Source organism: Arthrobacter sp. B1805, from assembly GCF_002929745.1.
Classification (GTDB): domain Bacteria; phylum Actinomycetota; class Actinomycetes; order Actinomycetales; family Micrococcaceae; genus Arthrobacter_D.
In genome coordinates, this window is record NZ_PJIQ01000002.1 from 170,778 (window position 1) to 193,641 (window position 22,864).

Consider the following 22,864-nt stretch of genomic DNA (forward strand, 5'->3'; position numbering starts at 1 on the left):
CGGTCCAATCCGATCCGACCCGATCCTTTGCGAACCGTGGGAGCCGCCGTCAGCGGGATGTGATCGAATAGGCGCATGTCCAGGAACGAGCCCGCACCCCGCCCGCAGTTGGTCAACTGGGATATCGCGGCCTCCACCGCGGCGTCGTTGACGCCCGCCGGACCGACGATGAAACCCGCGGACATCGCCCGAGCAGTGCAGAACATGCGCGAACTGGCCGATGCCTCCGTGGGCCACGTCCACGCCATCTCCCGGCTCGACGCCGCGCGTGACCTGCGTGACTCGGAACTGCTGATCGTCGATCGCGCCTCGTGGTCCAGGGCGAACTCCCAGAGCTTCCGCACCCTTATGGAACCCGCACTGGACCAGCTCGCGGCGTCCAGGCCGGACGTCCTGAAATCCGCATCCCTGGCCCTCGGTGGAACCGTCACGGGTGCCCAGCTCGGAGCGATCCTCGCATTCCTCTCGAGCAAGGTACTCGGACAGTACGATCCGTTCGTTCCGTCGCGGAACGGGCAGGGCGGGAGGCTCATGCTCGTGGCACCCAATATCATCTCGGTCGAGCGGGAGCTCAACGTCGACCCGTCCGATTTCCGCCTGTGGGTGTGCCTCCACGAGCAGACGCACCGCGTCCAGTTCGCGGCCGCGCCGTGGTTGAAGGACCACATGACCGATCACATCGGGCAGCTGACGTCGGGGCTGATGGACAAGGCGGACTCCCTTTCGGAGCGGCTCGGAGCAGCGGTGCGGAACATCACGGCAGCGAAGGCGCGATCACGCGGGGAGAGCACGGCGGGAGGCGACCCGGAACCGCAGAACGTCGGCGTGCTGTCGATCCTGCAGGACCCGGAGGACAAGGCCCGCCTCTCGCACCTCACCGCCGTGATGAGCCTGCTCGAGGGCCACGCCAACGTGGTCATGGACGGCGTGGACGGCAGTATCGTCCCGTCGGTCAAGACCATCCGGCGCCGCTTCAATGCGCGCGGCAAGTCCAGGGGCCCGCTCGAGAAGGTCATCCGCCAGCTCATGGGCCTGGACGCCAAGATGCGGCAGTACAGCGACGGCTCGAAGTTCGTGCGCCGCGTGGTCAGCCAGACCGGCATGGACGGCTTCAACGCCGTCTGGGAATCGCCGTCGCACCTGCCCACCGAGCGTGAGATCCACGCGGCTGACGAGTGGATCGACAGGATGAGCCTGCGCCGCCATGGCTAGGCGCCCGCGGCTGCTCCCCGCTGTCGGCACTGCCCGCAACCTGCTTGCCGCGAGCCTCGACGGCCTATTGGTTGACCCCGCAGCCGCCCCGCCGCACCTGCCCCTTGTACTCGTGGCCTGCAGCGGCGGTCCGGACTCACTGGCCCTCGCTGCCGTGGCGGTCCACCTGGCGCGCACCGGGCGTTGCCGGGTCGGCGTCGTCGTCGTCGATCACGGTCTGCAGCCGGGTAGCGCATCGGCAGCGGAGCAGGCTGCGGACGCGGCGCGGGAGCTCGGACTCGCACCCGTCGAAGTGCACCGCGTCTCCGTCGATCGCGAGGGCATGGGCCCCGAAGCCGCCGCTCGCAGCGCCCGTTACGCCGCGCTCGACGAAGCGGCCGCGCGGCTCGGGGCTGTGGCCGTCCTGCTGGGTCACACGCTCGACGACCAGGCGGAGCAGGTGCTTCTCGGGCTCGCGCGTGGCTCCGGTACCCGCTCCCTCGCAGGGATGCCGGCCCGCCGGGGACTGTACATCCGCCCGTTTCTCGAACTGCGCCGCGCCGAGACCGAGGCCATCTGCGCGTTCTACGGCCTCGACCCGTGGCACGACCCGACGAACCTCGATCCCGCCTTCGCGCGCTCGCGCGTGCGCGTCGAGGTCCTGCCGTTCCTGGAAGAGCAGCTCGGCCCGGGCATCGCCCAGGCGCTGGCCCGCACGGCGGCCATCCTTGGACAGGATGCGGACCTCCTGGAGCAGTTGAGCGCCGAGGCCTACGCATCGCTGAGACGGGCGGACGGCGACGGCGCGGTGCTGCTTCCCGAGGACGGTCTCAGGGGACTGCCCGCCGCGCTGAGGCAGCGCGTCCTGGCCCTCGCTGCACTCGAACTCGGTGCGTTCCAGCCGAGTTTCGAGCGCCTCCGCGCAGCCGAGTCGCTGCTCGAGCGGAAAGGCTCCGCCGGACCCGTGCAGCTGGGCGGCAAGGTGAGCGTGTACCGCCAGGTCCGGGGACGGGCAGTTCTTCGGGGGGAACCAAGCTATGGCAACCTTGTCCTAAGTACCAATGGCACAAACAACGGCCCCGGCGTGAAGCAGTTGCGCCGGCCAACCCAGGAGTAATCGGTGGATTCCAACGACGTCCAGTCAGATCTCAAGCATGTCCTCTACACCAGGGAAGAGATCCAGCAGCGCATCAACGAACTCGCGCAGCAGATCGATGCCGACTACCAGGGCCGGGACATCCTGCTCGTGGGCGTGCTCAAGGGTGCGGTGATGGTCATGGCGGACCTTGCGCGCGCACTGCACTCCCATATCACCATGGACTGGATGGCAGTCTCGTCCTACGGCAGCGGGACGCAGTCCTCCGGCGTGGTGCGCATCCTCAAGGACCTCGAGACCGACCTGATGGGCAAGCACGTCCTGATCGCCGAGGACATCATCGATTCGGGTCTGACGCTGTCGTGGCTCAAGGCGAACCTGCTCTCCCGCGGCCCGGCCTCGGTCGAGATCTGCACGCTCCTGCGCAAGCCGGACGCCGCGAAGGTGGATATCGACGTCAAATACGTGGGCTACGACATCCCGAACGAATTCGTAGTGGGCTACGGCCTCGACTTCGCGGAGAAATACCGCAACCTCGACTTCATCGGGACCCTCGCCCCCCACGTCTACGAATAGTTCCCCGCCCCAGCGGTACGCCCAGAGGGAACTATCGGCATAATCCGCGCGTGGTCAATGTCGAAGAGGGTATATGTTGAGGTGCTTCACGGGCACCCGCATGGCAGTGCGCCCGCACATTTTTACTTGCATCAGCAGGAGGGACAGGGCTTGCTGCCCTGAAACGTATGAAATCCAAGAACATCTTCAAGGGTCCGGTCTTCTGGATCGTCCTGGCGGTCGTTGCACTCCTCCTGGTGCTTCCCAGCGTCTTCGGCGGGGGAGGCTCCCGCGTCGACACCAACATCGGGCTCCAGCTCCTCGAAGATGACAAGGTCGCGCAGGCCAAGATCTACGACGGCGAGCAGCGCGTGGATCTGACGCTCCGCGAGGATTACGAGGACATGGGCAAGAGTGTCCAGTTCTTCTACAGCACCGCGCGCGCCGAGAGTGTCGTCGATGCCATCAATACCTCGGATACGGATGGGTTCACCGACCAGCCCGCCGAGAGCAACTGGCTGCTCAGCCTCGCGGGTCTGATCTTCCCCATCCTGATCCTCGGCGCCATCTTCTGGTTCCTGCTCAGCCGGATGCAGGGCGGCGGCTCGAAGGTCATGCAGTTCGGCAAGTCCAAGGCGAAGCTCATCTCGAAGGACATGCCACAGGTGACGTTCAACGACGTCGCGGGCGCCGACGAGGCGGTCGAGGAGCTCCTCGAAATCAAGGAGTTCCTGCAGGAACCCGCCAAGTTCCAGGCCCTCGGAGCCAAGATCCCGAAGGGTGTCCTCCTGTACGGTCCTCCCGGGACCGGCAAGACCCTCCTCGCGCGTGCGGTGGCCGGCGAGGCCGGCGTCCCGTTCTACTCCATCTCCGGCTCCGACTTCGTCGAGATGTTCGTCGGCGTCGGTGCGTCCCGCGTCCGCGACCTGTTCGAGCAGGCCAAGAACAACTCACCGGCCATCATCTTCGTGGACGAGATCGACGCCGTCGGGCGCCACCGAGGCGCGGGTGTCGGTGGCGGCAACGACGAACGCGAGCAGACACTCAACCAGCTTCTGGTCGAGATGGACGGGTTCGACGCCACCACCAACGTCATCCTCATCGCCGCGACGAACCGCCCCGACGTTCTCGATCCGGCACTGTTGCGCCCCGGGCGGTTCGACCGCCAGATCGGTGTCGAAGCCCCTGACATGAGGGGCCGCGAGCACATCCTGACGGTGCATGCGAAAGGCAAGCCCATGGCGCCCGGCGTGGACCTCAGGGGCGTTGCGAAGAAAACGCCGGGCTTCACCGGTGCGGACCTCGCCAACGTGCTCAACGAGGCGGCACTGCTGACAGCCCGATCGAATGCGCAGCTGATCGATGACCGCGCCCTCGACGAGGCGATCGACCGCGTCATCGCCGGGCCGCAGAAGCGCAGCCGCGTGATGAAGGAACTCGAGCGGAAGATTACCGCCTACCACGAGGGTGGGCATGCACTGGTGGCAGCAGCCCTGCGCAACACGGACCCGGTGACCAAGGTGACCATCCTGCCGCGTGGTCGCGCCCTCGGATACACCATGGTCATGCCGAGCGATGACAAGTACTCCGTCAGCCGGAACGAACTCCTCGACCAGCTGGCCTACGCCATGGGTGGACGCGTGGCGGAGGAGATCGTCTTCCACGATCCGTCCACGGGTGCGTCGAACGATATCGAGAAGGCCACGGGAACCGCCCGCAAGATGGTCACCCAGTACGGCATGAGCGAGCGCATCGGCGCCGTCAAGCTAGGACAGGGGGCGGGGGAGCCCTTCCTCGGGCGTGACATGGGCAGTGACCGTGACTACTCGGACCAGATAGCGCTCGTGGTCGACGAGGAGGTCCGCCGCCTGATCGACAACGCGCATGACGAGGCCTACCAGATCCTCACCGAGAACCGCGATGTCCTCGACCGTCTCGCCCTCGAGTTGCTCGAGCGCGAGACGCTTAACCAGGCCGAGATCGCCGAGGTGTTCTCCAATGTCCGGAAGCGGGACCTGCGCGAGGTGTGGCTGTCGAAGCAGACCCGGCCGGTCCACTCGCTGCCCCCGGTGACGTCCCGGAAGGAACGCGCGGAAGCGCTCGAGAGCGGTCAACCCGCACCCGAGTCCGTCGCTCCCCAGGACCAGATCGCAGACGCGAACATCCCCAGTGATTTCGATGTCCAGGGCTCGGAGCTTCCCTCGCCCGAATCGGGCGGAAGCCCGAAGGATGGCAGGGACAGCTAGTCCCGCAGCGATACGCCGGTAGCCAGGGGGCTGCCGTTGGGTAGTGCCGACAAGGGGGAACAACCCATGACAGATTTTGACGACGAAGTGGTGGACGCCGCCCTGGTCGCGACCGGATCGCCCGTGGACCAGCCGCGCATCCAGCGGGCCGTGCGGGAGATCCTGGCCGCCATCGGCGAGGACCCCGACCGCGACGGACTGCTCGAGACTCCCAAGCGTGTCGCAAGGGCCTACGCCGAGATGTTCGCCGGCCTGCACCAGGATGCGGGCGAGGTGCTCTCGACGTCCTTCGACATCAACCACCAGGAACTCGTGCTGGTGAAGGACATTCCCTTCTACTCGACGTGCGAGCACCACCTGGTGCCGTTCCACGGGTCTGCGCATGTCGGCTACATCCCGTCGGCGGACGGGCGAGTCACCGGCCTCAGTAAGCTCGCGCGGCTCGTCGAGGTCTACGCCCGACGCCCCCAGGTGCAGGAGCGGCTGACCACGCAGATCGTCGATGCGATGATGGAGTACCTGAAGCCCAAGGGGGCGATCGTCGTCATCGAGTGCGAGCACATGTGCATGTCGATGCGTGGGGTACGGAAGCCCGGGGCGAAGACCGTCACCTCGGCCGTGCGCGGTCAGATCCGCGAGACGGCGACGCGCGCAGAGGCCATGAGCCTCATACTCGGAAGGTAGGACCGCTCTCGTGGACTCTCTCGCTGCAGCGCCCGGAACAGGGCCGGCAACCTCGCCGCTGCCGGTGATCCGGCCCGTCCGCGTCGCCCGGACGTTCGACGATCTGCCGGCCGACCGAACGGTCGTCCTGGGAATCCTGAATGTCACACCGGACTCCTTCAGCGACGGAGGCAAGTACGCGACGACCGACGACGCCATCAGCCACGGCCTGCGGATGCACTACGGCGGCGCGGACATCATCGACGTCGGCGGGGAGTCGACGCGTCCCAACGCCCGCCAGGTACCGGTCGAGGAGGAGTTGGCGCGCGTGCTCCCCGTCGTGAGGGCACTCGTCACGGCCGGCGCCCTGGTGAGCATCGACACGATGCACGCGGAGACGGCACGGCAGGCGCTGGACGCCGGCGCAGGGATCGTCAACGACATCTCGGGGGCTGACTACGATCCCGCGATGCCGGCCCTGGTCGCGGAGCGCGGCGTCCCCTATGTCCTGACGCATCGCAGGGGAACCGCGACGACCATGGACAGCATGGCGGACTACCGCGACGTGGTCTCCGAGGTCGCGGCGGAACTCGCCGACCTGCGGAACCGCTTCGTCGCCGCGGGAGTCGCCGCGGAGAAGATCATCCTCGATCCGGGCCTCGGTTTCGCCAAGAGGGACGACCACAACTGGGCGATCCTCCGGAACCTCGATGTGTTCACGGGGCTGGGTCACCGGGTGCTCGTCGGTGCCTCCCGCAAACGCTTCCTCGGAACCCTGCTCACCTCGGCGGGCAAGGCAGCCGCACCCGCCGAGCGCGACCACGCCTCGCTCGCCGTCGCGACCCTGGCCGCTGCTTCCGGCATCTGGGGAGTGCGCGTGCACACCCCCGGACCGACACTCGACGCCGTCAAGGTTGCAGCTGCGGCTGGTCCACGGCGGTGAACGGACAGTCCGTCCCGGTCCGCACCGGTTCGCCCTCGGGGCACCTCGACACAGTGGTGCTCAGGGGCATCACGGCAAAGGGCTACCACGGCGTCTTCGACCACGAGCGGCGCGACGGGCAGCCCTTCGTCGTGGACATCGTGCTCCATCTTGATCTGCAACCGGCGGGCACGAGCGACGACCTGGCGCGGACGGCGCACTATGGCGAACTCGCCGAACTGGTGCACGGCATCATCGGCGGGGAGCCGTTCGATCTCATCGAGGCCCTTGCAGAGACCATCGCCACGGCGGTCCTGGCTACCTTCCCCGTTGCAGCCGTGGATGTGACCGTCCACAAGCCGAAGGCACCGATCGACGTGCCTTTCGGCGATGTCGCCGTCACCCTGCGCCGGAGCCGCGCGTGAGCAGCGTCCGGTCGGTCCTCGCGCTCGGCAGCAACCTCGGTGCCAGCAACGACACGTTGGTGCTCGCCGTCGCCGATCTCGTGGAGCCGGATAACGTCCGGCTGCACGCGGTCTCGCCCGTCGTGCGGACCAGGCCCGTCGGCGGACCGGAGCAGCCCGACTACCTGAACATGGTGATCGAGGTGGAGACCAGCCTCGGCCCGTACGAGCTCCTCGCCCATTGCCAGTCGGTGGAGGACAAGCACCACCGCAAGCGGACCGTGCGGTGGGGTCCCCGTACGCTCGATGTCGACATCATCACCTACGGATCCTGGACGTCCGACGACGACGTCCTGACCGTCCCGCACCCCCGTGCGGCGTCCCGAGCCTTCGTCCTGCAGCCGTGGGCGTGGATGGACGCCGGTGCCGAGCTGGAGGGCCGTCCGGTCGCGGAACTGGCCGCGGAAGCTGCGGACATCAGCGGACTGATCCCCTTCGAGGGAGTCTAGGTCGCGATGACGCCTCTTCGGTTCCGCTGGCTGGCCCTCGTCGGTCTGGTGGCCGGGCTCGCCGCCTGGCTGGTGAACTGGCTGGCCACTCGCAACGGGTACGGCACGCCGACCCTGCCCCTGACGTCGCTCGTGACGACGGCTGCGATCCTCTGCATCACGCTGGTGTTCGGCCGCCGCGTGCTCCAGTGGCGCAACGGCAAACGCGACCGTCCCCTGAATCCCCTCCTCGCCACGCGCACGCTCATCCTCGCGCAGGCGTGTGCCTACGCGGGCGCGCTCAGCCTGGGGTGGCACGCAGGCATCTTCGTCGATCAGTTGACCCTCCTGTCGGTCCGATCGACGATGGCTCCCCTGTGGGGGTCCGTGGCACTGATGGTGGGCGGGATCCTCATGATTATGGTGGGATTGGTTGTCGAGAACTTCTGCCGGCTCCCGCCGGACGACGACGGCACGGGCGCTCCGGGCAACACCGAGGGGGAGTATGCGTAGGGAACCGATCGATCCGTCCGGGCTCGAATGGTCCAGGGTCTCACCGAAGTACCTGCGCGTCAGGCTGCTGGGCTGGCTCATCGGTTCGCTGGTCTGGCTCGTGATCGCCGGCGTTCCGTTGGTGCTCCGCCTCACGGGCGTCTGGGACTCCTTCCCGCCTCTCTGGATCGCCTGGGGGCTACCCGGTCTCGTCCTGGTCATCTCCATCTGGCGCGGAGTGTTGCTGCCCCGCCAGGTCGCGGCCATCGGCTACGCCGAACGCGATGACGACCTCCTCGTCCGTCAGGGAGTGTTTTTCCAGCGCACGATGGTGGTGCCCTACGGTCGCATGCAGTACGTCGACGTCGCTGTCGGTCCCCTCGAGCGCGCCTTCGGGATCTGCACCCTCAAACTCCACACCGCATCCCCCGCGACGAATGCGTTCATCCCCGGTCTGCCGACGGACGAAGGCACGAGGCTCCGTGAGCAACTGTCCGCGCGGGGAGAAGCCAGGCTGGCCGGGCTGTGACGACGGCCCCCGAGCCTCCCGGCGACGTTCCGCTGCCGACGGGTTCGACGAGCCCGGATGTCGGCGGCGCCACCGACGTCTGGCACCGCGTCCATTTCATCTCACCGCTCGTGCGGGGCTGGATCGCTCTTGTCGCCATCCTCTACTTCGTCGGCAGGGACTGGTTCGAGGGGCTCTTCGCCACGGAGACGAGGGGGCGGAACCCGCTACCCGAGGGTGTGGGTCTCCTGGTGGCGGTCGGGATCCTGGTGGGAGTGGTGGTGGTCATCGCCGCCATCTTCCTCGTCTCCTGGTACTTCACGCGCTACCAGGTGACGGCGGAGCACGTGCGGGTGCATTCGGGTGTCGTCTTCCGGCAGCAGCGGCAGGCGAGGCTCGACCGCGTCCAGGCCATCGACATCGTGCAGCCGTTCCTCGCACGGATCTTCGGCCTCGCCGAGCTCAAGTTCGAGGTGGCGGATGCGGGCGAGTCCGCGGTCCGGCTCGCCTTCCTCAAGCTCGACGACGCGAGGAAGCTGCGTGCGACGATCCTGGCCCGGGCAGCCGGTGTGGTCCCCGATCCGGAGCATCCCGAGGAGATCGTCGAGGCGCCCGAGCGTGAGGTGGTGGCGATTCCGCCGGCGCGGGTCATCGGGGCAGCGGTCCTGTCCGGAACCACCATCGCGCTGGTCGTGGCCGTCGTCGTCGTCATCACGCTCGGCATCGTGTTCGAAACGCCCATCATCGCGACATCGTTCATCCCCATCCTCATCGGCGTGGTCGGCGCCTACTGGTCGGCGCTGAACACCGGCTACAACTTCCGTGCGGCTACATCCCCCGACGGGATCCGCGTGCGCTACGGCCTGCTCGATACCCGAGCACAGACCGTCCCGCCGGGACGGGTGCAGGCGCTCAGCATCATCCAGTCCCCGCTGTGGCGGCTGAAGGGGTGGTACCGCGTCACGGTGAACGTCGCCGGGTACGGCCTGTCCGCCTCGACGGAGGGGCAGGCGCGGGCCACGCTGCTGCCCGTGGGCACGAGGGACGAGGTGCTGCAGATCCTCGCCCTCGTCCTGCCCGACCCCGGGACGCCGCGCCCTGTCGAGGTGTTCACCGCGGGGATGACCGGCCGCGACGGCGTTGAGGGCTTCGTCACGACGCCGCGCCGTGCCCGGTGGCTGGCGCCGCTCGCCTGGCGTCGCAACGGGTTCGCGGTGACGGGTACGGCCGTCCTCATGCGCTCGGGCGTCCTGTGGCGTCAGCTCGTCGTCGTTCCGCACGAGCGGACGCAGTCGCTGTCCATCGAGCAGGGCCCGGTGGACCGGCGTTTCCACGTGTCGAACCTGCAGTTCCAGACCACGCCTGGTCCCGTGAACCCCCGCGTGCTGCTCGCCGATACCGCAACCGCGTGGGAGCTCTTCCACGGGCAGGCCGCGCGCGCGGCCGAGGCACGGCGACACGGGGGTCCGGAGCAGTGGATGAAGCCCGTTCCAAGGGGTTCCGCAGTCGCCGGAGCAACGTCCCGGAGCATCGGCGACGGTCCGGCGGACGGCGCTGCGTCCGCCTCCCCGCAGCACCTCACGGCGGAGGAGGACGAGTCCTCGAACGAGGTGCCCAGCGAGTTCGTGCACGAGGTCGATCCCACGGTCGTCCCCGGGCCCGGGGCCAGGCTCGAGGACGAGCTCGAGCCCGAGGTCATGCCCGACGTGCCGAGGTATGTTCCGGCGACCACGAGTGAGGATGCTGCCGATGGCCATCGCTGACGCAACCCGTCGGCCCGGGCGGCTCGGGGTCGGCATCGTCGGAGCCGGGAAGGTCGGCTCGGTCCTGGGTGCCGCACTGAGATCCGCCGGTCATGCCGTCGTCGGCGTCTCCGCCGTCTCGGAGGCGAGTCGTGAGCGCGCGGAGAACCTGCTGCCGGGAGTGCCCGTCCTCGAGGTGCCGGACATCATCGAGCGCGCCGAGCTGGTGCTGCTCACGGTGCCCGACGACGCCCTGCCGACGTTGGTGGAGGGTCTCGCTCAGCTGAAGGCCTGGCAGGCGGGACAGCTCGTGGTGCACACCTCCGGGCGTTACGGTACCTCCGTGCTCGCCCCTGCGCGTGCTGCCGGTGCCATCCCGCTCGCCATCCACCCGGCCATGACCTTCACGGGGCTCAGCCTCGACCTCGGCCGCCTGCCGGACAGCATGTTCGGGATCACGGCCCCGTCGGCGGTGCTTCCGATCGCCCAGGCCCTCGTCGTGGAGATGGGCGCCGAGCCCGTGGTCATCGATGAGGAGTCCCGGGCCCTGTACCACGCGGCCCTCGCCCACGCATCAAACCACCTGGTGACCATCGCGGCGCAGTCGGCCCAGGTGCTCGCTGATCTCGGTGTCCAGCATCCCGACCGCATGCTAGGCCCGCTGATGAAGGCTTCCCTCGAGAACGCCCTTTCCTCCGGTGAGAGTGCGCTGACAGGGCCCGTGGCACGCGGAGATGCCGGGACCGTCCGCGCCCACAGGGCGGCCCTGGACGGTCATGACGCCGCGGACACGCGGCAGGCGTACCTCGGCATGGCCCGCGCCACCGCTCTCCGCGCGCTCGAGCGCGGCGTGCTGTCGCCCGTACAGGGCGAGGCGATCCTCGCGGCGCTCGCCGACGTGCTTGGTACGGGAGGGCCGACCAGCACCACCCCGGGAGACCCGCCGGATGTGGCATCGGACCCACCCGCTTGACCCACCCGCCTGAACCGCAATGGCGCCCGTGCGCCCCGCTCCGTCTGCAAAGGACCACTCCGTGACCTCGACCGGCACCGACAGCCCGGCCACCCCTCTCCTCGTCTCCTCCGCTGCCAAGCTCCGTGCGGCGACGGCGGAGCTGCTGGAGCGTGCTCGGGACCGTCGGGGTTCCAGTGACGTCCCGCCGTCACTTGGTCTCGTACCGACCATGGGCGGGCTGCACGAGGGCCACGCGTCACTCGCGAGCACCGCTCGCCGCGCGAACGACGTCGTCGTCGTCTCGATCTTCGTGAATCCCCTGCAGTTCGGCGACCAGGCGGACCTGGACCGCTACCCCCGCACGCTCGACGACGACCTTCGACTGCTGGCCGCGTGTGGCGTCGACGTCGTGTTCGCACCGGGCGTCGAGGAGATGTACCCGGGCGGCGAGCCGCTGGTCCGCGTGAGTGCCGGTCGCATGGGCGAGGTGCTCGAGGGAGCGTCGCGGCCCGGCCACTTCGACGGCATGCTGACGGTGGTCGCCAAGCTCCTCAACCTCGGGCTGCCGGGCACCACGGCGGACTATCGCGCGTACTTCGGCGAGAAGGACGCGCAGCAGCTCGCGCTCATCCGCCGCATGGTGCTGGACCTCGACGTCCCGGTCAGCATCCAGGGCGTACCGATCGTTCGTGATGCGGACGGCCTGGCGCTCTCCAGCCGGAACCGGTTCCTGGAGCATGACGAGCGGAGCGCGGCCCTGGTGCTGTCGAGGGTGCTGCGGGGCCTCCATGACCGGGCATCGCGGGGTGAACCTCTCGATCTGAACTCGGCCCGGGCCGATATCGCCGCCGAGGACCTCGTGGACCTCGACTACCTCGAGGTCGTCGATCCGTCGTCGTTCGCTGTGCCGGGGGACGACGGCGAGCGTGCGGGACAGCGGCTGGCCGTCGTCGCTGCGCGGGTCGGGGCCGTCCGGCTGATCGATAACACCCTCCTGCCGAACGCGGGCTGAGCCCTGCCGGGGTGGACCGCACACCGCGCTCCCGGTAGTGAGCCGTAAACTTGTCTTCCGTGACCCACGACGACACCCTCCCCGCGGACGACCTCAACGAACAGATGCGCTTCCGGCTGCAGAAGCGGGCAGCCCTGCTCGACGCCGGGATGGAGCCCTACCCGGTCAAGCCGGCTCGGACGCATTCCCTCGCCGAAGTGCGGGAGCAGTTCGCCGACCTCGGAACAGGGGAGTCGAGCGGGCGGCAGGTCTCGGTCGTCGGGCGCGTCGTCTTCATCCGCAACTCGGGCAAGCTGTGCTTCGGGACCCTGCAGGAGGGGAACGGCACGAGGCTGCAGGTCATGCTGAGCCTGGCCGAGATCGGCGCGGACAGTCTTGCCGACTGGAAGTCCCTGGTCGACCTGGGCGACCACGTGCAGGTGCACGGCGAGGTCATCAGCTCCCGGCGCGGTGAGCTGTCCGTCATGGCAGACAGCTGGTCCATGGCGTCGAAGGCGTTGCGGCCGCTCCCGACCCTCCATGTCGGCGTCAACGAGGAGACCCGCGTACGCCAGCGCTATGTCGACCTGATGGTCCGAGAGGAGGCCCGCCAGATGGTGCGGACGAGGGCCGCCATCACGCGCACCCTCCGCGAGACGCTCAACCAGCGCGACTACATCGAGGTGGAGACGCCCATCCTCCAGCTCGTCCACGGCGGGGCGACGGCCCGTCCGTTCGAGACACACCTCAACGCGTTCGACCAGAAGATGACCCTCCGGATCGCCCTCGAGCTGTACCTGAAGCGCGCCGTCGTCGGCGGGATCGATCGCGTCTACGAGATCGGCCGGATCTTCCGCAACGAGGGAGTCGACTCGACGCACAGCCCCGAATTCACGATGCTCGAGTGCTACGAGGCCTACGCGGACCAGTTCGTCATGGCGGACCGGATGAAGGAGATGATCCTGGCCTGCGCCGACATGCTCGGGTCGCGCACCATCGAGACCGCCAAGGGCACCATCGACCTCGACGGCGAATGGGCCTGGCTCGGCGTCTACCCCGGGCTCTCCGCTGCCGTAGGGCAGGACGTCACTCCGGACACCGCCCTCGAGGAACTGCAGTCCATCGCGGAGCGCCATGAGGTGTCGCTCCATCCGGAGTGGGGCGCCGAAAAGGTGGTGCTCGAACTCTTCTCGGAGATCGTGGAACCCACGCTGATCCAACCGACTTTCGTCTACGACTATCCGCCGTCGGCCCAGCCACTCGCACGTCCGCACCGCGAGGATCCCCGCCTGATCGAGGCATGGGACCTCATCATCGGAGGCATGGAACGCGGCACTGCTTTCTCCGAGCTCATCGATCCGGTCATCCAGCGCGAACGATTGACGGAGCAGTCTCGCCAGGCTGCCGCCGGAGACGACGAGGCAATGCAGTTGGACGAGGATTTCCTCAGGGCGCTCGAATACGGAGCACCACCGATGGGTGGTATCGGGCTCGGAATCGACAGGCTCGTCATGCTTTTCACCAACGTCGGAATTCGCGAGTCGATCCTGTTCCCCATCCTCAAGCCCGAAACGGGTCAGTAGCATGGAATATGTAGCAGTCCTCCTACCCTCAGCCTGCTTGGCAGTCCTTTTCTACTTCGTGATCAGGGCCATATTCAACGCGGACCGTGCGGAGCGCGAAGCCATGGCCCGCGCCGAGGAGACGCGGGACGCCGAGGATGCACGCAACCAGCAATCGGGTCGGGAAAAGAATGGCGAACAGGATATCGATCCACGTTAGGAATACGCGCTTTGACCTCCATTGAATAGTGCCGCATACTCGATCAGGGGGCATTATTATCGCGGAACTAATAGGAGACCATTGTGGCGCAGACGGTAAAGATCATTTTGATTGACGACCTCGACGGCGAGGAAGCCGACGAAACCGTGCGTTTCGGTCTTGATGGCGTGCAATACGAGATCGACCTGTCGGAGGCGCACGCCTCGGAACTGCGCGAAGCCCTCGCACCCTACGTCGGAGCGGCCCGCCGGAGCAGCCAGCCGAAGCAGCAGCGTTCGAGCCAGCCGGCTCCCTCCCGCAACCAGGAAGCAGCACAGATCCGCGAGTGGGCCAAGGAGAACGGCTACAACGTCTCCTCCCGCGGCCGGGTCAACAGCGAGATAGTCGAGGCGTACCGCGCCGCCCAGCGCTGACACCCCCACCTGACGCCTGAGGGGAAGCCCTCGGGCGTTATCTCGCCTGTGGCGAACACGCACCCAAAGCGAACCCCGTGCCCGTAGCATCGAAATACGCGTTAGCTAGGAGTGTGTGTCTGATGTTTGAGAGATTTACAGATCGTGCCCGTCGAGTTGTCGTGTTGGCCCAGGAAGAGGCCCGCATGCTCAACCACAATTACATCGGCACCGAGCACATCCTGCTTGGCCTCATCCACGAGGGCGAGGGTGTTGCCGCCAAGGCTCTCGAGTCGCTCAGCATCTCGTTGGGTGCCGTGAGGGAGCAGGTCCAGGAGATCATCGGTCAGGGCCAGCAGGCTCCTTCCGGTCACATCCCCTTCACCCCCCGGGCCAAGAAGGTACTGGAGCTGTCCCTGCGGGAAGCCCTCCAGCTCGGCCACAACTACATCGGCACCGAGCACATCCTGCTCGGTCTCATCCGTGAGGGTGAGGGTGTCGCCGCACAGGTCCTGGTGAAGCTCGGCGCAGACCTCAACCGCGTGCGCCAGCAGGTCATTCAGCTGCTGTCCGGGTATCAGGGCAAGGAGCCGGCCACCACAGGTGGCCAGCAGCAGGAGGGAACTCCCGCCGGCTCCGTCGTGCTGGACCAGTTCGGCCGCAACCTGACCCAGGCTGCACGTGAATCCAAGCTCGACCCCGTGATCGGGCGCGAGTCGGAGATGGAACGCGTCATGCAGGTCCTCTCCCGCCGCACCAAGAACAATCCCGTCCTGATCGGCGAGCCCGGGGTCGGGAAGACCGCCGTCGTCGAGGGCCTCGCCCAGGCGATCGTGCGGGGCGACGTGCCGGAGACCATCAAGGACAAGCAGCTGTACACGCTGGACCTCGGGTCCCTCGTGGCCGGTTCGCGCTACCGCGGTGACTTCGAGGAGCGACTGAAGAAGGTGCTCAAGGAGATCCGCACCCGCGGCGACATCATCCTGTTCATCGACGAGATCCACACCCTCGTCGGCGCGGGTGCCGCCGAGGGTGCCATCGACGCCGCGTCGATCCTGAAGCCCATGCTCGCGCGTGGCGAGCTCCAGACCATCGGCGCCACGACGTTGGACGAGTACCGCAAGCACATCGAGAAGGACGCAGCGCTCGAGCGCCGCTTCCAGCCGATCCAGGTCGCGGAGCCGTCGGTGGCGCACGCGATCGAGATCCTCAAGGGCCTGCGGGACCGCTACGAGGCCCACCACCGCGTCTCGATCACCGACGGCGCCCTGACGAGCGCCGCGACGCTGGCGGATCGCTACATCTCGGACCGTTTCCTGCCGGACAAGGCGATCGACCTCGTCGACGAAGCGGGAGCGCGACTGCGCATCCGCCGCATGACCGCTCCACCGGAGCTCAAGGAGATCGACGACCGGATCGCCGACGTCAAGCGCGAAAAGGAGTCGGCTATCGACTCCCAGGACTTCGAGGGTGCTGCTGCGCTGCGCGACAAGGAGCAGAAGCTCCACGACGAGCGCAGCGACAAGGAGCGCCGCTGGAAGTCGGGCGGGCTGGACGACATCGCCGAGGTGGATGAGGAACTCATCGCCGAGGTGCTCGCGAACTCCACCGGTATCCCCGTGTTCAAGCTGACCGAGGCCGAGTCCTCGCGACTGCTCAACATGGAGGCCGAGCTGCACAAGCGGGTCATCGGGCAGAACGAGGCGATCAAGGCCATCTCGCAGGCCATCCGCCGGACCCGTGCAGGCCTCAAGGACCCGAAGCGTCCCGGCGGCTCCTTCATTTTCGCCGGCCCCACCGGTGTCGGTAAAACGGAGCTCGCCAAGGCGCTCGCGGAGTTCCTCTTCGGTGAAGAGGACGCCCTCATCACGCTGGACATGTCGGAGTACTCCGAGAAGCACACCGTCTCCCGGCTCTTCGGTGCCCCTCCGGGCTACGTGGGTTACGAGGAGGGTGGCCAGCTGACCGAAAAGGTCCGCCGCAAGCCGTTCTCGGTGGTGCTGTTCGACGAGGTGGAGAAGGCTCACGCCGATCTCTTCAACTCGCTGCTGCAGATCCTCGAGGACGGACGCCTCACTGACAGCCAGGGCCGCATGGTGGACTTCAAGAACACGGTGATCATCATGACCACCAACCTCGGTACGCGCGACATCTCGAAGGGTGTCATGACGGGCTTCCAGTCCGGCTCCGACACGACGACGAGCTACAACCGGATGAAGGCGAAGGTCCAGGAGGAGCTCAAGCAGCACTTCCGGCCGGAGTTCCTCAACCGCGTCGACGACACCGTGGTGTTCCCGCAGCTCACCCAGGACGAGATCGTCCAGATCGTGGACCTGTTCCTCGAGCGCCTCAGCCGCCGCATGGCGGACAAGGGCATGACGATCGAGCTCACCCCGGCTGCGAAGGTCCTCCTCGCAACCCGCGGATACGATCCGGCGATGGGTGCCCGGCCTCTGCGCCGCACCATCCAGCGCGAGATCGAGGATCAGCTCTCCGAAAAGATCCTCTTCGGGGAGATCAAGTCGGGCGAGCGGATCGATATCGACGTAGAGGGTGAGGGCGTCGACGCACGCTTCACCTTCATCGGTCACGGTGCGCCCAAGGAGCTCGAAGACGCTCCGGCAGCGCTCGAGGCCACCGTCCCCGAGTAGGACCGGCCGCCCGGTCCGACTGCTCCACGGAGAACCCGCCCTGTTAGCCAGGGCGGGTTCTCCGTTTAACGAGTACTCGTGGTGCCGACAACCCGGTGCCTCCAGCAACCAATTCATCCCTGAGTGGAATGCCGTGACGCAAGCCACAGGCGGTGATAGGGATGATCCATGACCACACCCTTTTCGTCGTTCGATGAATTCGTCGCACTACCGCGCCTCAGCGGGCTCGTGCTGAACAGGGAAGGCACGCGTCTCGTCACGTCCGTGGCCACCCTGAACCCCAGGAAGACCGCCTATCACACAGCACTGTGGGAGGTGGACCCCACCGGGGAGAAGCCCGCGCGGCGGCTGACCCGTAGTTCCGACGGCGAGTCCGGCGCCGCGTTCCTCTCGAGCGGGGACCTGCTCTTCACCTCCGCGCGACCGGATCCCGACGACTCAGAAGGCGAGAAACGCCCTTCGCTCTGGCGCCTCCCGGCGACGGGTGGTGAAGCGTCGCTGCTCTTGGCGAGGGATGGAGGCGTCGCCGGGGTGACGACGGCGCACGCAACGGACGTCGTCGTCGTGACCGGAAGTTCGCTCGCCGGATCGGCGAACGAGGGGGACGACGCCGAGCGCCGCAAGGCCCGCAAGGAGTCGGGTGTGACCGCCATCCTGCACTCCGGCTATCCTGTCCGCTTCTGGGACGCCGATCTCGGCCCGGACGAACCGCGGTACTTCGCTCTGCAGGGCATCGACGACGACGGCGGACGGTCTCTCGACGACCTCATCCCGTCCGCCCGCGGTGGGCTGCGCGAAGCCCACCCGGTGCTGAGCCCCGACGGATCCGCGCTCTTCACGTCCCTGACCGTGCCGGAGGAGCGCGGTTCGCAGCGGACCGTCCTCGTCCGGGTCGACCTCGGGACGAAAGGGCTCGCCGTCCTGCTCGACGATCGGGAGAACGACTACGAGCCGGGACCCGTCAGCCCGGACGGGCGGTACCTCGTGGTGGTCAAGGACCGCCGCACCACTGCCGAGCTTGCACCGCAGACGAGTCTGCTGCTGCTTCCCCTGGACGGCGGCGCTCCGACGCCGCTGGCCGAGGAGTGGGATCGATGGCCGTCCCCGCTCGCCTGGCTACCCGACGGCTCGGGCCTCGTGGTCACAGCGGACGACGACGGCGGAGCACCCGTCTTCGTGATCGACGTCGCCACGGGCGGCGTCCGCCGCGTGACGGAGGACGCCGCGGCATACTCGGACGTCCAGGTGTCCCCGGACGGCACGATGGCCTACGCCCTTCGCAGTTCCTACCTGTTCCCGGCCGAGGCCGTGTGCATAGATCTTGCCTCCGGTGCGACCGAGCGGTTGCTCAACCCGGCGGAGCGGCCGGCGTTGCCGGGGTCCCTCGAGCGGATCGAATCGGTCGGCGAGGACGGTCAGCCGGTGAGATCGTGGCTCGTGCTGCCCGACGGTGCGTCTGCCGAATCGCCCGTACCGGCGCTGCTGTGGATCCACGGGGGCCCGATCGGGTCGTGGAATGCCTGGACGTGGCGTTGGTCGCCGTGGATCATGGCGGCACGCGGGTACGCCGTCCTGCTGCCCGATCCAGCGCTGTCCACGGGGTACGGCCAGCACATGGTCGACCGCGGGTGGGGTCAGTGGGGCCGCGCCCCGTACACCGACCTGATGGCCGCAACGGACGGTCTGGTGGCGAGGAGTGACATCGACGGGTCGCGTATCGCAGCGATGGGTGGCAGCTTTGGCGGTTACATGGCCAATTGGATCGCCGGACACACGGACCGCTTCGCAGCGATCGTCACCCATGCAAGCCTGTGGTCGCTCGACCAGTTCGGGCCGACGACGGATGCTGCCTACTACTGGGAGCGGGAGATGACGCCCGAGGCCAGGGACGAGAATTCACCACACAGGTTCGTGGCCGATATCAGCACACCGATGCTCGTCATCCACGGCGACAAGGACTATCGGGTCCCGATCGGGGAGGGCCTCCGGCTCTGGTACGAGCTGTTGTCCATGTCCCGGTTGCCTGCGGACGACGCGGGCAGTACGCCCCACCGTTTCCTCTACTTCCCGGACGAGAACCACTGGATCCTCAAGCCCCAGCACGCGAAGATCTGGTACGGGGTCGTCGAGGCATTCCTGGCGTCCAATGTCCTGGGGGAGGAGCGGGACCTACCGACCGAGCTGGGCCTGTAGGCGCGGGGCAGCGCGCGCTCAGTAGAGTTGGGTGGATGACCCTGTCCTTCACGATCCGGCCGGCCCGTACCACCGATGTTCCCGCTATCAAGGCTCTCGTCGAGCCGCTCGCCCAGGAGCGCATCCTGATGGCGAAGGAGACGGTGGCCTACTACGAGGGACTGCCCGAGTTCCGGATCGCACAGTCCGACGGCGGCGAGGTGCTGGGCTGCGGAGCGCTTCACGTCATGTGGGAGGACCTCGCCGAGGTCCGCACACTGGCGACCTCTCCTGCCGCGCGCGGTCGGGGAGTCGGCCACGCCCTCGTCGAGGAACTGCTGGAGCAGGCACGGGCCTTCGGCGTGAACCGCGTCTTCTGCCTGACGTTCGAGGTCGACTTCTTCCGGCGCCACGGTTTCGAGGTGATGGCGGACCAGTCAGCCGTCGATCCCCGGATCTACTCCGAGCTGCTCCGCTCGCACGACGAAGGCATCGCGGAGTTCCTCGACCTGGCGCGGGTCAAGCCGAACACTCTCGGCAACACGCGGATGATCCGCCAGCTGTGAGCGGTGCGGCGGGGCAGGGCTGGCTTTCCGCAGCTCGGCGGGGATAAGGTAAGACTGCTTAGCATTCCTGTGGGAGTGCCGGCACGCCACCGGAACCGGTGGCCGTACACCGAGCTGAAGGAGGTCCGACTATGGGACTGGATGACAAGATCGGGAACAAGGGCGAGAACCTGGGCGGCAAGCTCAAGGAAGGCCTCGGCAAGGCGACCGGCGACGAGGGCATGGAGGCCGAGGGCCACAAGGACCAGGCCAGCTCGAACGTCAAGGACGCGGCCGAGAACGTCAAGGACGCATTCAAGCAGGGTCGCTGACCCAGCCGGGCCGCACGGAGAAGCGTGCGCGCCGGCCTTCTGAGGGAGGGCGCCCGATTCCGGGCCCCTTCCTCAGGCGTTTAACGGGCTTCGGACAGGCTGGCCCGAGGTGACGGGGCGGCACCCGGATAGCCGTGTGCTGCTATAGGCAGGGGCAGGAACGGGCGGTAACGTTTCCAGTGGCCGGGGTGGTCCATGGAAGGCGGGCTGCAGGCTGTCGTAGTGTTCGTTCACAGCCAAGGAGCAGCCGTCATGAAAAAGCTCATCAATGATCCCAGAGCCGTGGTCGACGAGTCCGTCGAAGGATTCGGTCTGGCCCACGCCGACCTCGTGACCGTGCATCCGGACCCTCTCTTCATCACCCGCAAGGACGCGCCGGTTCAGGGCAAGGTGGGACTCGTCTCCGGTGGCGGCAGCGGCCATGAGCCGCTCCACGCGGGCTTCGTGGGTCGCGGGATGCTCGACGCGGCTGTCCCGGGAGCTGTCTTCACCTCCCCCACTCCCGATCAGATCATCCCTGCCACGGCTGCGGTCGATGGTGGTGCCGGTGTCCTGCACATCGTCAAGAACTACACCGGTGACGTCCTGAATTTCGAGACGGCGGCCGAGATGGCCGAAGCTGACGGCGTCTCCGTGCGCTCCGTGCTCGTGAACGACGACGTCGCCGTGGAGGATTCGCTGTACACCGCCGGCCGGCGAGGCGTGGGTGGAACAGTCTTCGTTGAACGGATCGCGGGGGCCGCCGCGGAACGCGGTGACGACCTCGATGGCGTCACCGCGGTGGCGCAGCGTGTCGTGGACAGCGTCCGCTCCATGGGTGTCGCCCTGGCCGCCTGCACGGTTCCGCATGCCGGGGTGCCGAGTTTCGAGCTCGCTGAGGACGAGATCGAGATCGGTATCGGCATCCACGGGGAGCCGGGGCGGCACCGCATCGCCATGGAGGACGCCGACGGCATCACGCAGCGACTTCTCGACCCCATCGTCGCGGATCTCCGGCTGACAGCGGGAGACCGCACGCTCGTGCTGGTCAACGGCATGGGCGGAACACCCGCGAGCGAGCTGTACATCGTGTTCCGGAAGGTCGCTCAGCTGCTCGATGGACTCGGTGTGACGATCGAGCGATCCCTCGTCGGGAACTACATTACCGCGCTCGAGATGCAGGGTGCGTCGCTGACCATCCTGCGGGTCGACGACGAGATGCTCGAACTCTGGGACACCCCCGTCAACACCGCAGCGCTGCGCTGGGGGGCATGAGGATGACGACGGACCTCGACGCCCAGTGGGCTGTCCGGTGGGTGCGGGAGACGGCCCGCGTCGTCGCCGAGAACCGCGCACTGCTGATCGACCTCGACCGCGCCATCGGCGATGCCGACCACGGCGAGAACCTCGACCGCGGGTTCAGCGCGGTCGTCGCCAAACTCGATTCCGCTGATGTGCCGTCCACCCCGGCGGCCGTCCTCGAGCAGGTCGCGATGACCCTGATGTCGACGGTGGGTGGCGCTGCCGGTCCGCTGTACGGGACTGCTTTCCTGCGCGCGGCGACCTCCGTCGGTGACGCCGACGTGATCGACGCGGAGACTGCCGCCGCGATGATCAGGGCTGCACGCGACGGCATCGTCGCGCGAGGGAAGGCGGAGGTAGGAGACAAGACGATGGTCGATGCCTGGACGCCTGCCTCGGAATCTGCAGAGACTGCCGCCCAGGCAGGAGCGAACGCCCCGGACGTCCTCGCCGCAGCCGCCAACGCCGCCCATGCGGGTGCTGTGGCGACGGAACCCCTGATCGCACGCAAGGGCAGGGCGAGCTACCTCGGTGAGCGCAGCGCGGGCCACCAGGACCCCGGCGCCGTGTCGACCGCCCTGATCCTGCAGGCTGCTGCGGACTCCGCTGGTGGGGCGGTGGCATGAGCGTCGGGCTGGTCGTCGTCTCGCACAGCGAGAAGATCGCGGAGGGCGTCGTCGAACTGGCAGCCCAGATGGCGCCCGACGTCGTCATCGTCGCGGCCGGGGGAGCGGACGACGGCGAGGGCCGCCCCGCTCGCATCGGTACGAGCTTCGACCGCGTGCAGGCCGCGATCGAGCGCGCCTCGGGTGGTGACGGGGTGGTGATCCTGACCGATCTCGGGTCGGCCGTCATGACCGCTGAGATGGTGCTCGAATTCCTGGAGCCGGAAGCACGCGCGTCCGTCCGGCTGGCACAGGCGGCCCTCGTGGAGGGTGCGGTCGCGGCGGCCGTGCAGGCACAGGGCAGGTCCACACTCGATGAGGTGCTCCGGGCGGCGGAGGGCGCCGTCGTCTCCATCCGGCCCGAGGAGCTCGAACCATTCGTCAGCCATGCTGCGGCCGCTCCGGGACAGGGCGACGCCGACGAAGCGCCGTCATCGGCAGGAGGGCCGACGGCCAGCGGGGCGTGGGTACTGCCGAACCAGATGGGCCTGCACGCCCGGCCTGCTGCCGCTTTGGCCACCGGGCTCGCGGAGCTCGATGCCGAGGTGACGGTGAACGGTGTCGACGGCAAGTCGGTGATGCTCCTCATGAGCCTCGGTCTCGGTCAGGGCCGGACGGTCACCGCCGAGGCCAATGGCCCCGATGCGCAGGCCGCCGTGGATTTCATCGGTGAGGCCGTCGAATCGGGCTTCGGCGAGTCGGACTGACGGCTGGGCCGTACCTGGCAACCGGTCGGGAGGCAGGGGCCTCCGAGCGCCGGGGCGCCTTCCCATCGGGGCAGCACGTAATGC

23 protein-coding genes are annotated in these 22,864 nt (G+C 67.7%); all 23 read left to right on the forward strand.

Features of this window, described 5'->3' with window-relative positions; translation table 11 throughout:
• The first annotated feature begins 75 nt into the window (after positions 1-75).
• The 23 genes from CXQ96_RS03440 to dhaM all read left to right on the forward strand — a co-directional run bounded on the left by CXQ96_RS03440 (position 76) and on the right by dhaM (position 22,780).
• On the forward strand, positions 76-1,212 hold the full coding sequence (locus tag CXQ96_RS03440; RefSeq protein WP_104116632.1) for a zinc-dependent metalloprotease: 1,137 nt from the start codon (positions 76-78) through the stop codon (positions 1,210-1,212).
• Positions 1,205-2,308, forward strand: coding sequence for a tRNA lysidine(34) synthetase TilS (gene tilS, locus CXQ96_RS03445; RefSeq protein WP_104116633.1), 1,104 nt, complete (start codon positions 1,205-1,207; stop codon positions 2,306-2,308). The genes CXQ96_RS03440 and tilS overlap by 8 nt, the downstream gene beginning before the upstream one ends.
• Positions 2,309-2,311: 3 nt before the next feature.
• On the forward strand, positions 2,312-2,863 hold the full coding sequence (gene hpt / locus CXQ96_RS03450) for a hypoxanthine phosphoribosyltransferase (protein WP_104116634.1): 552 nt from the start codon (positions 2,312-2,314) through the stop codon (positions 2,861-2,863).
• Positions 2,864-3,030: 167 nt separating this feature from the next.
• Complete coding sequence (gene ftsH, locus CXQ96_RS03455; protein ID WP_104116635.1) at positions 3,031-5,088, forward strand: ATP-dependent zinc metalloprotease FtsH; 2,058 nt, start codon at positions 3,031-3,033, stop codon at positions 5,086-5,088.
• 66 nt (positions 5,089-5,154) lie between these two features.
• Entirely contained in the window at positions 5,155-5,772 is a 618-nt protein-coding gene (gene folE / locus CXQ96_RS03460; protein WP_104116636.1) for a GTP cyclohydrolase I FolE, read from the forward strand.
• Positions 5,773-5,782: 10 nt separating this feature from the next.
• Positions 5,783-6,694, forward strand: coding sequence for a dihydropteroate synthase (gene folP, locus CXQ96_RS03465; RefSeq protein ID WP_104116637.1), 912 nt, complete (start codon positions 5,783-5,785; stop codon positions 6,692-6,694).
• Positions 6,691-7,098 carry a dihydroneopterin aldolase gene (gene folB / locus CXQ96_RS03470; RefSeq protein ID WP_104116638.1) on the forward strand — a complete coding sequence of 136 codons (408 nt, stop codon included), beginning with the start codon at positions 6,691-6,693 and terminating at the stop codon, positions 7,096-7,098. Before folP ends, folB begins: the two co-directional genes overlap by 4 nt.
• A complete protein-coding gene (folK, locus tag CXQ96_RS03475; protein WP_104116639.1) occupies positions 7,095-7,586 on the forward strand; it encodes a 2-amino-4-hydroxy-6-hydroxymethyldihydropteridine diphosphokinase in 492 nt (163 codons plus the stop codon). Before folB ends, folK begins: the two co-directional genes overlap by 4 nt.
• A 6-nt stretch (positions 7,587-7,592) precedes the next feature.
• Entirely contained in the window at positions 7,593-8,078 is a 486-nt protein-coding gene (locus CXQ96_RS03480; RefSeq protein ID WP_104116640.1) for a DUF3180 domain-containing protein, read from the forward strand.
• Entirely contained in the window at positions 8,071-8,586 is a 516-nt protein-coding gene (locus CXQ96_RS03485; protein ID WP_104116641.1) for a PH domain-containing protein, read from the forward strand. Before CXQ96_RS03480 ends, CXQ96_RS03485 begins: the two co-directional genes overlap by 8 nt.
• On the forward strand, positions 8,583-10,328 hold the full coding sequence (locus CXQ96_RS03490) for a PH domain-containing protein (protein ID WP_258058807.1): 1,746 nt from the start codon (positions 8,583-8,585) through the stop codon (positions 10,326-10,328). Before CXQ96_RS03485 ends, CXQ96_RS03490 begins: the two co-directional genes overlap by 4 nt.
• On the forward strand, positions 10,315-11,280 hold the full coding sequence (locus tag CXQ96_RS03495; RefSeq protein ID WP_104116642.1) for a Rossmann-like and DUF2520 domain-containing protein: 966 nt from the start codon (positions 10,315-10,317) through the stop codon (positions 11,278-11,280). The genes CXQ96_RS03490 and CXQ96_RS03495 overlap by 14 nt, the downstream gene beginning before the upstream one ends.
• A gap of 61 nt (positions 11,281-11,341) precedes the next feature.
• On the forward strand, positions 11,342-12,274 hold the full coding sequence (gene panC / locus CXQ96_RS03500; protein ID WP_258058808.1) for a pantoate--beta-alanine ligase: 933 nt from the start codon (positions 11,342-11,344) through the stop codon (positions 12,272-12,274).
• 59 nt (positions 12,275-12,333) lie between these two features.
• Positions 12,334-13,836, forward strand: a complete 1,503-nt coding sequence (gene lysS, locus CXQ96_RS03505) for a lysine--tRNA ligase (protein WP_258058810.1) — start codon at positions 12,334-12,336, stop codon at positions 13,834-13,836.
• A 37-nt stretch (positions 13,837-13,873) separates the two neighbouring features.
• Entirely contained in the window at positions 13,874-14,035 is a 162-nt protein-coding gene (locus tag CXQ96_RS03510; protein WP_308662430.1) for a hypothetical protein, read from the forward strand.
• An 83-nt stretch (positions 14,036-14,118) separates the two neighbouring features.
• Complete coding sequence (locus CXQ96_RS03515; RefSeq protein ID WP_104116645.1) at positions 14,119-14,448, forward strand: Lsr2 family protein; 330 nt, start codon at positions 14,119-14,121, stop codon at positions 14,446-14,448.
• Positions 14,449-14,570: 122 nt separating this feature from the next.
• Positions 14,571-17,078: an ATP-dependent Clp protease ATP-binding subunit gene (locus tag CXQ96_RS03520; protein WP_104116646.1), complete on the forward strand. Its 2,508-nt coding sequence runs from the start codon at positions 14,571-14,573 to the stop codon at positions 17,076-17,078.
• A 168-nt stretch (positions 17,079-17,246) separates the two neighbouring features.
• The gene (locus tag CXQ96_RS03525) at positions 17,247-19,271 is read left to right on the forward strand and encodes a prolyl oligopeptidase family serine peptidase (RefSeq protein ID WP_104116647.1); all 2,025 of its coding nucleotides are present in this window, start codon (positions 17,247-17,249) and stop codon (positions 19,269-19,271) included.
• A 35-nt stretch (positions 19,272-19,306) separates the two neighbouring features.
• Positions 19,307-19,816, forward strand: a complete 510-nt coding sequence (locus CXQ96_RS03530) for an amino-acid N-acetyltransferase (protein ID WP_104116648.1) — start codon at positions 19,307-19,309, stop codon at positions 19,814-19,816.
• 131 nt (positions 19,817-19,947) lie between these two features.
• Complete coding sequence (locus CXQ96_RS03535; RefSeq protein WP_104116649.1) at positions 19,948-20,127, forward strand: CsbD family protein; 180 nt, start codon at positions 19,948-19,950, stop codon at positions 20,125-20,127.
• A 252-nt stretch (positions 20,128-20,379) separates the two neighbouring features.
• On the forward strand, positions 20,380-21,381 hold the full coding sequence (gene dhaK, locus CXQ96_RS03540; protein WP_104116786.1) for a dihydroxyacetone kinase subunit DhaK: 1,002 nt from the start codon (positions 20,380-20,382) through the stop codon (positions 21,379-21,381).
• Between the two features lie 2 nt (positions 21,382-21,383).
• Positions 21,384-22,034: a dihydroxyacetone kinase subunit DhaL gene (gene dhaL / locus CXQ96_RS03545; RefSeq protein WP_104116650.1), complete on the forward strand. Its 651-nt coding sequence runs from the start codon at positions 21,384-21,386 to the stop codon at positions 22,032-22,034.
• On the forward strand, positions 22,031-22,780 hold the full coding sequence (dhaM, locus tag CXQ96_RS03550; protein WP_104116651.1) for a dihydroxyacetone kinase phosphoryl donor subunit DhaM: 750 nt from the start codon (positions 22,031-22,033) through the stop codon (positions 22,778-22,780). Before dhaL ends, dhaM begins: the two co-directional genes overlap by 4 nt.
• Positions 22,781-22,864 lie beyond the last annotated feature (84 nt).

Bases quoted from the DNA above. Each gene is read 5' to 3' on its own strand.
- dhaM (WP_104116651.1), top strand. From the start codon at position 22,031: ATGAGCGTCGGGCTGGTCGTCGTCTCGCACAGCGAGAAGATCGCGGAG.
- dhaK (WP_104116786.1), top strand. From the start codon at position 20,380: ATGAAAAAGCTCATCAATGATCCCAGAGCCGTGGTCGACGAGTCCGTC.
- CXQ96_RS03535 (WP_104116649.1), top strand. From the start codon at position 19,948: ATGGGACTGGATGACAAGATCGGGAACAAGGGCGAGAACCTGGGCGGC.
- CXQ96_RS03530 (WP_104116648.1), top strand. From the start codon at position 19,307: ATGACCCTGTCCTTCACGATCCGGCCGGCCCGTACCACCGATGTTCCC.
- CXQ96_RS03485 (WP_104116641.1), top strand. From the start codon at position 8,071: ATGCGTAGGGAACCGATCGATCCGTCCGGGCTCGAATGGTCCAGGGTC.
- ftsH (WP_104116635.1), top strand. From the start codon at position 3,031: ATGAAATCCAAGAACATCTTCAAGGGTCCGGTCTTCTGGATCGTCCTG.
- tilS (WP_104116633.1), top strand. From the start codon at position 1,205: ATGGCTAGGCGCCCGCGGCTGCTCCCCGCTGTCGGCACTGCCCGCAAC.
- CXQ96_RS03495 (WP_104116642.1), top strand. From the start codon at position 10,315: ATGGCCATCGCTGACGCAACCCGTCGGCCCGGGCGGCTCGGGGTCGGC.
- CXQ96_RS03520 (WP_104116646.1), top strand. From the start codon at position 14,571: ATGTTTGAGAGATTTACAGATCGTGCCCGTCGAGTTGTCGTGTTGGCC.
- CXQ96_RS03525 (WP_104116647.1), top strand. From the start codon at position 17,247: ATGACCACACCCTTTTCGTCGTTCGATGAATTCGTCGCACTACCGCGC.
- CXQ96_RS03440 (WP_104116632.1), top strand. From the start codon at position 76: ATGTCCAGGAACGAGCCCGCACCCCGCCCGCAGTTGGTCAACTGGGAT.
- folE (WP_104116636.1), top strand. From the start codon at position 5,155: ATGACAGATTTTGACGACGAAGTGGTGGACGCCGCCCTGGTCGCGACC.
- CXQ96_RS03480 (WP_104116640.1), top strand. From the start codon at position 7,593: ATGACGCCTCTTCGGTTCCGCTGGCTGGCCCTCGTCGGTCTGGTGGCC.
- dhaL (WP_104116650.1), top strand. From the start codon at position 21,384: ATGACGACGGACCTCGACGCCCAGTGGGCTGTCCGGTGGGTGCGGGAG.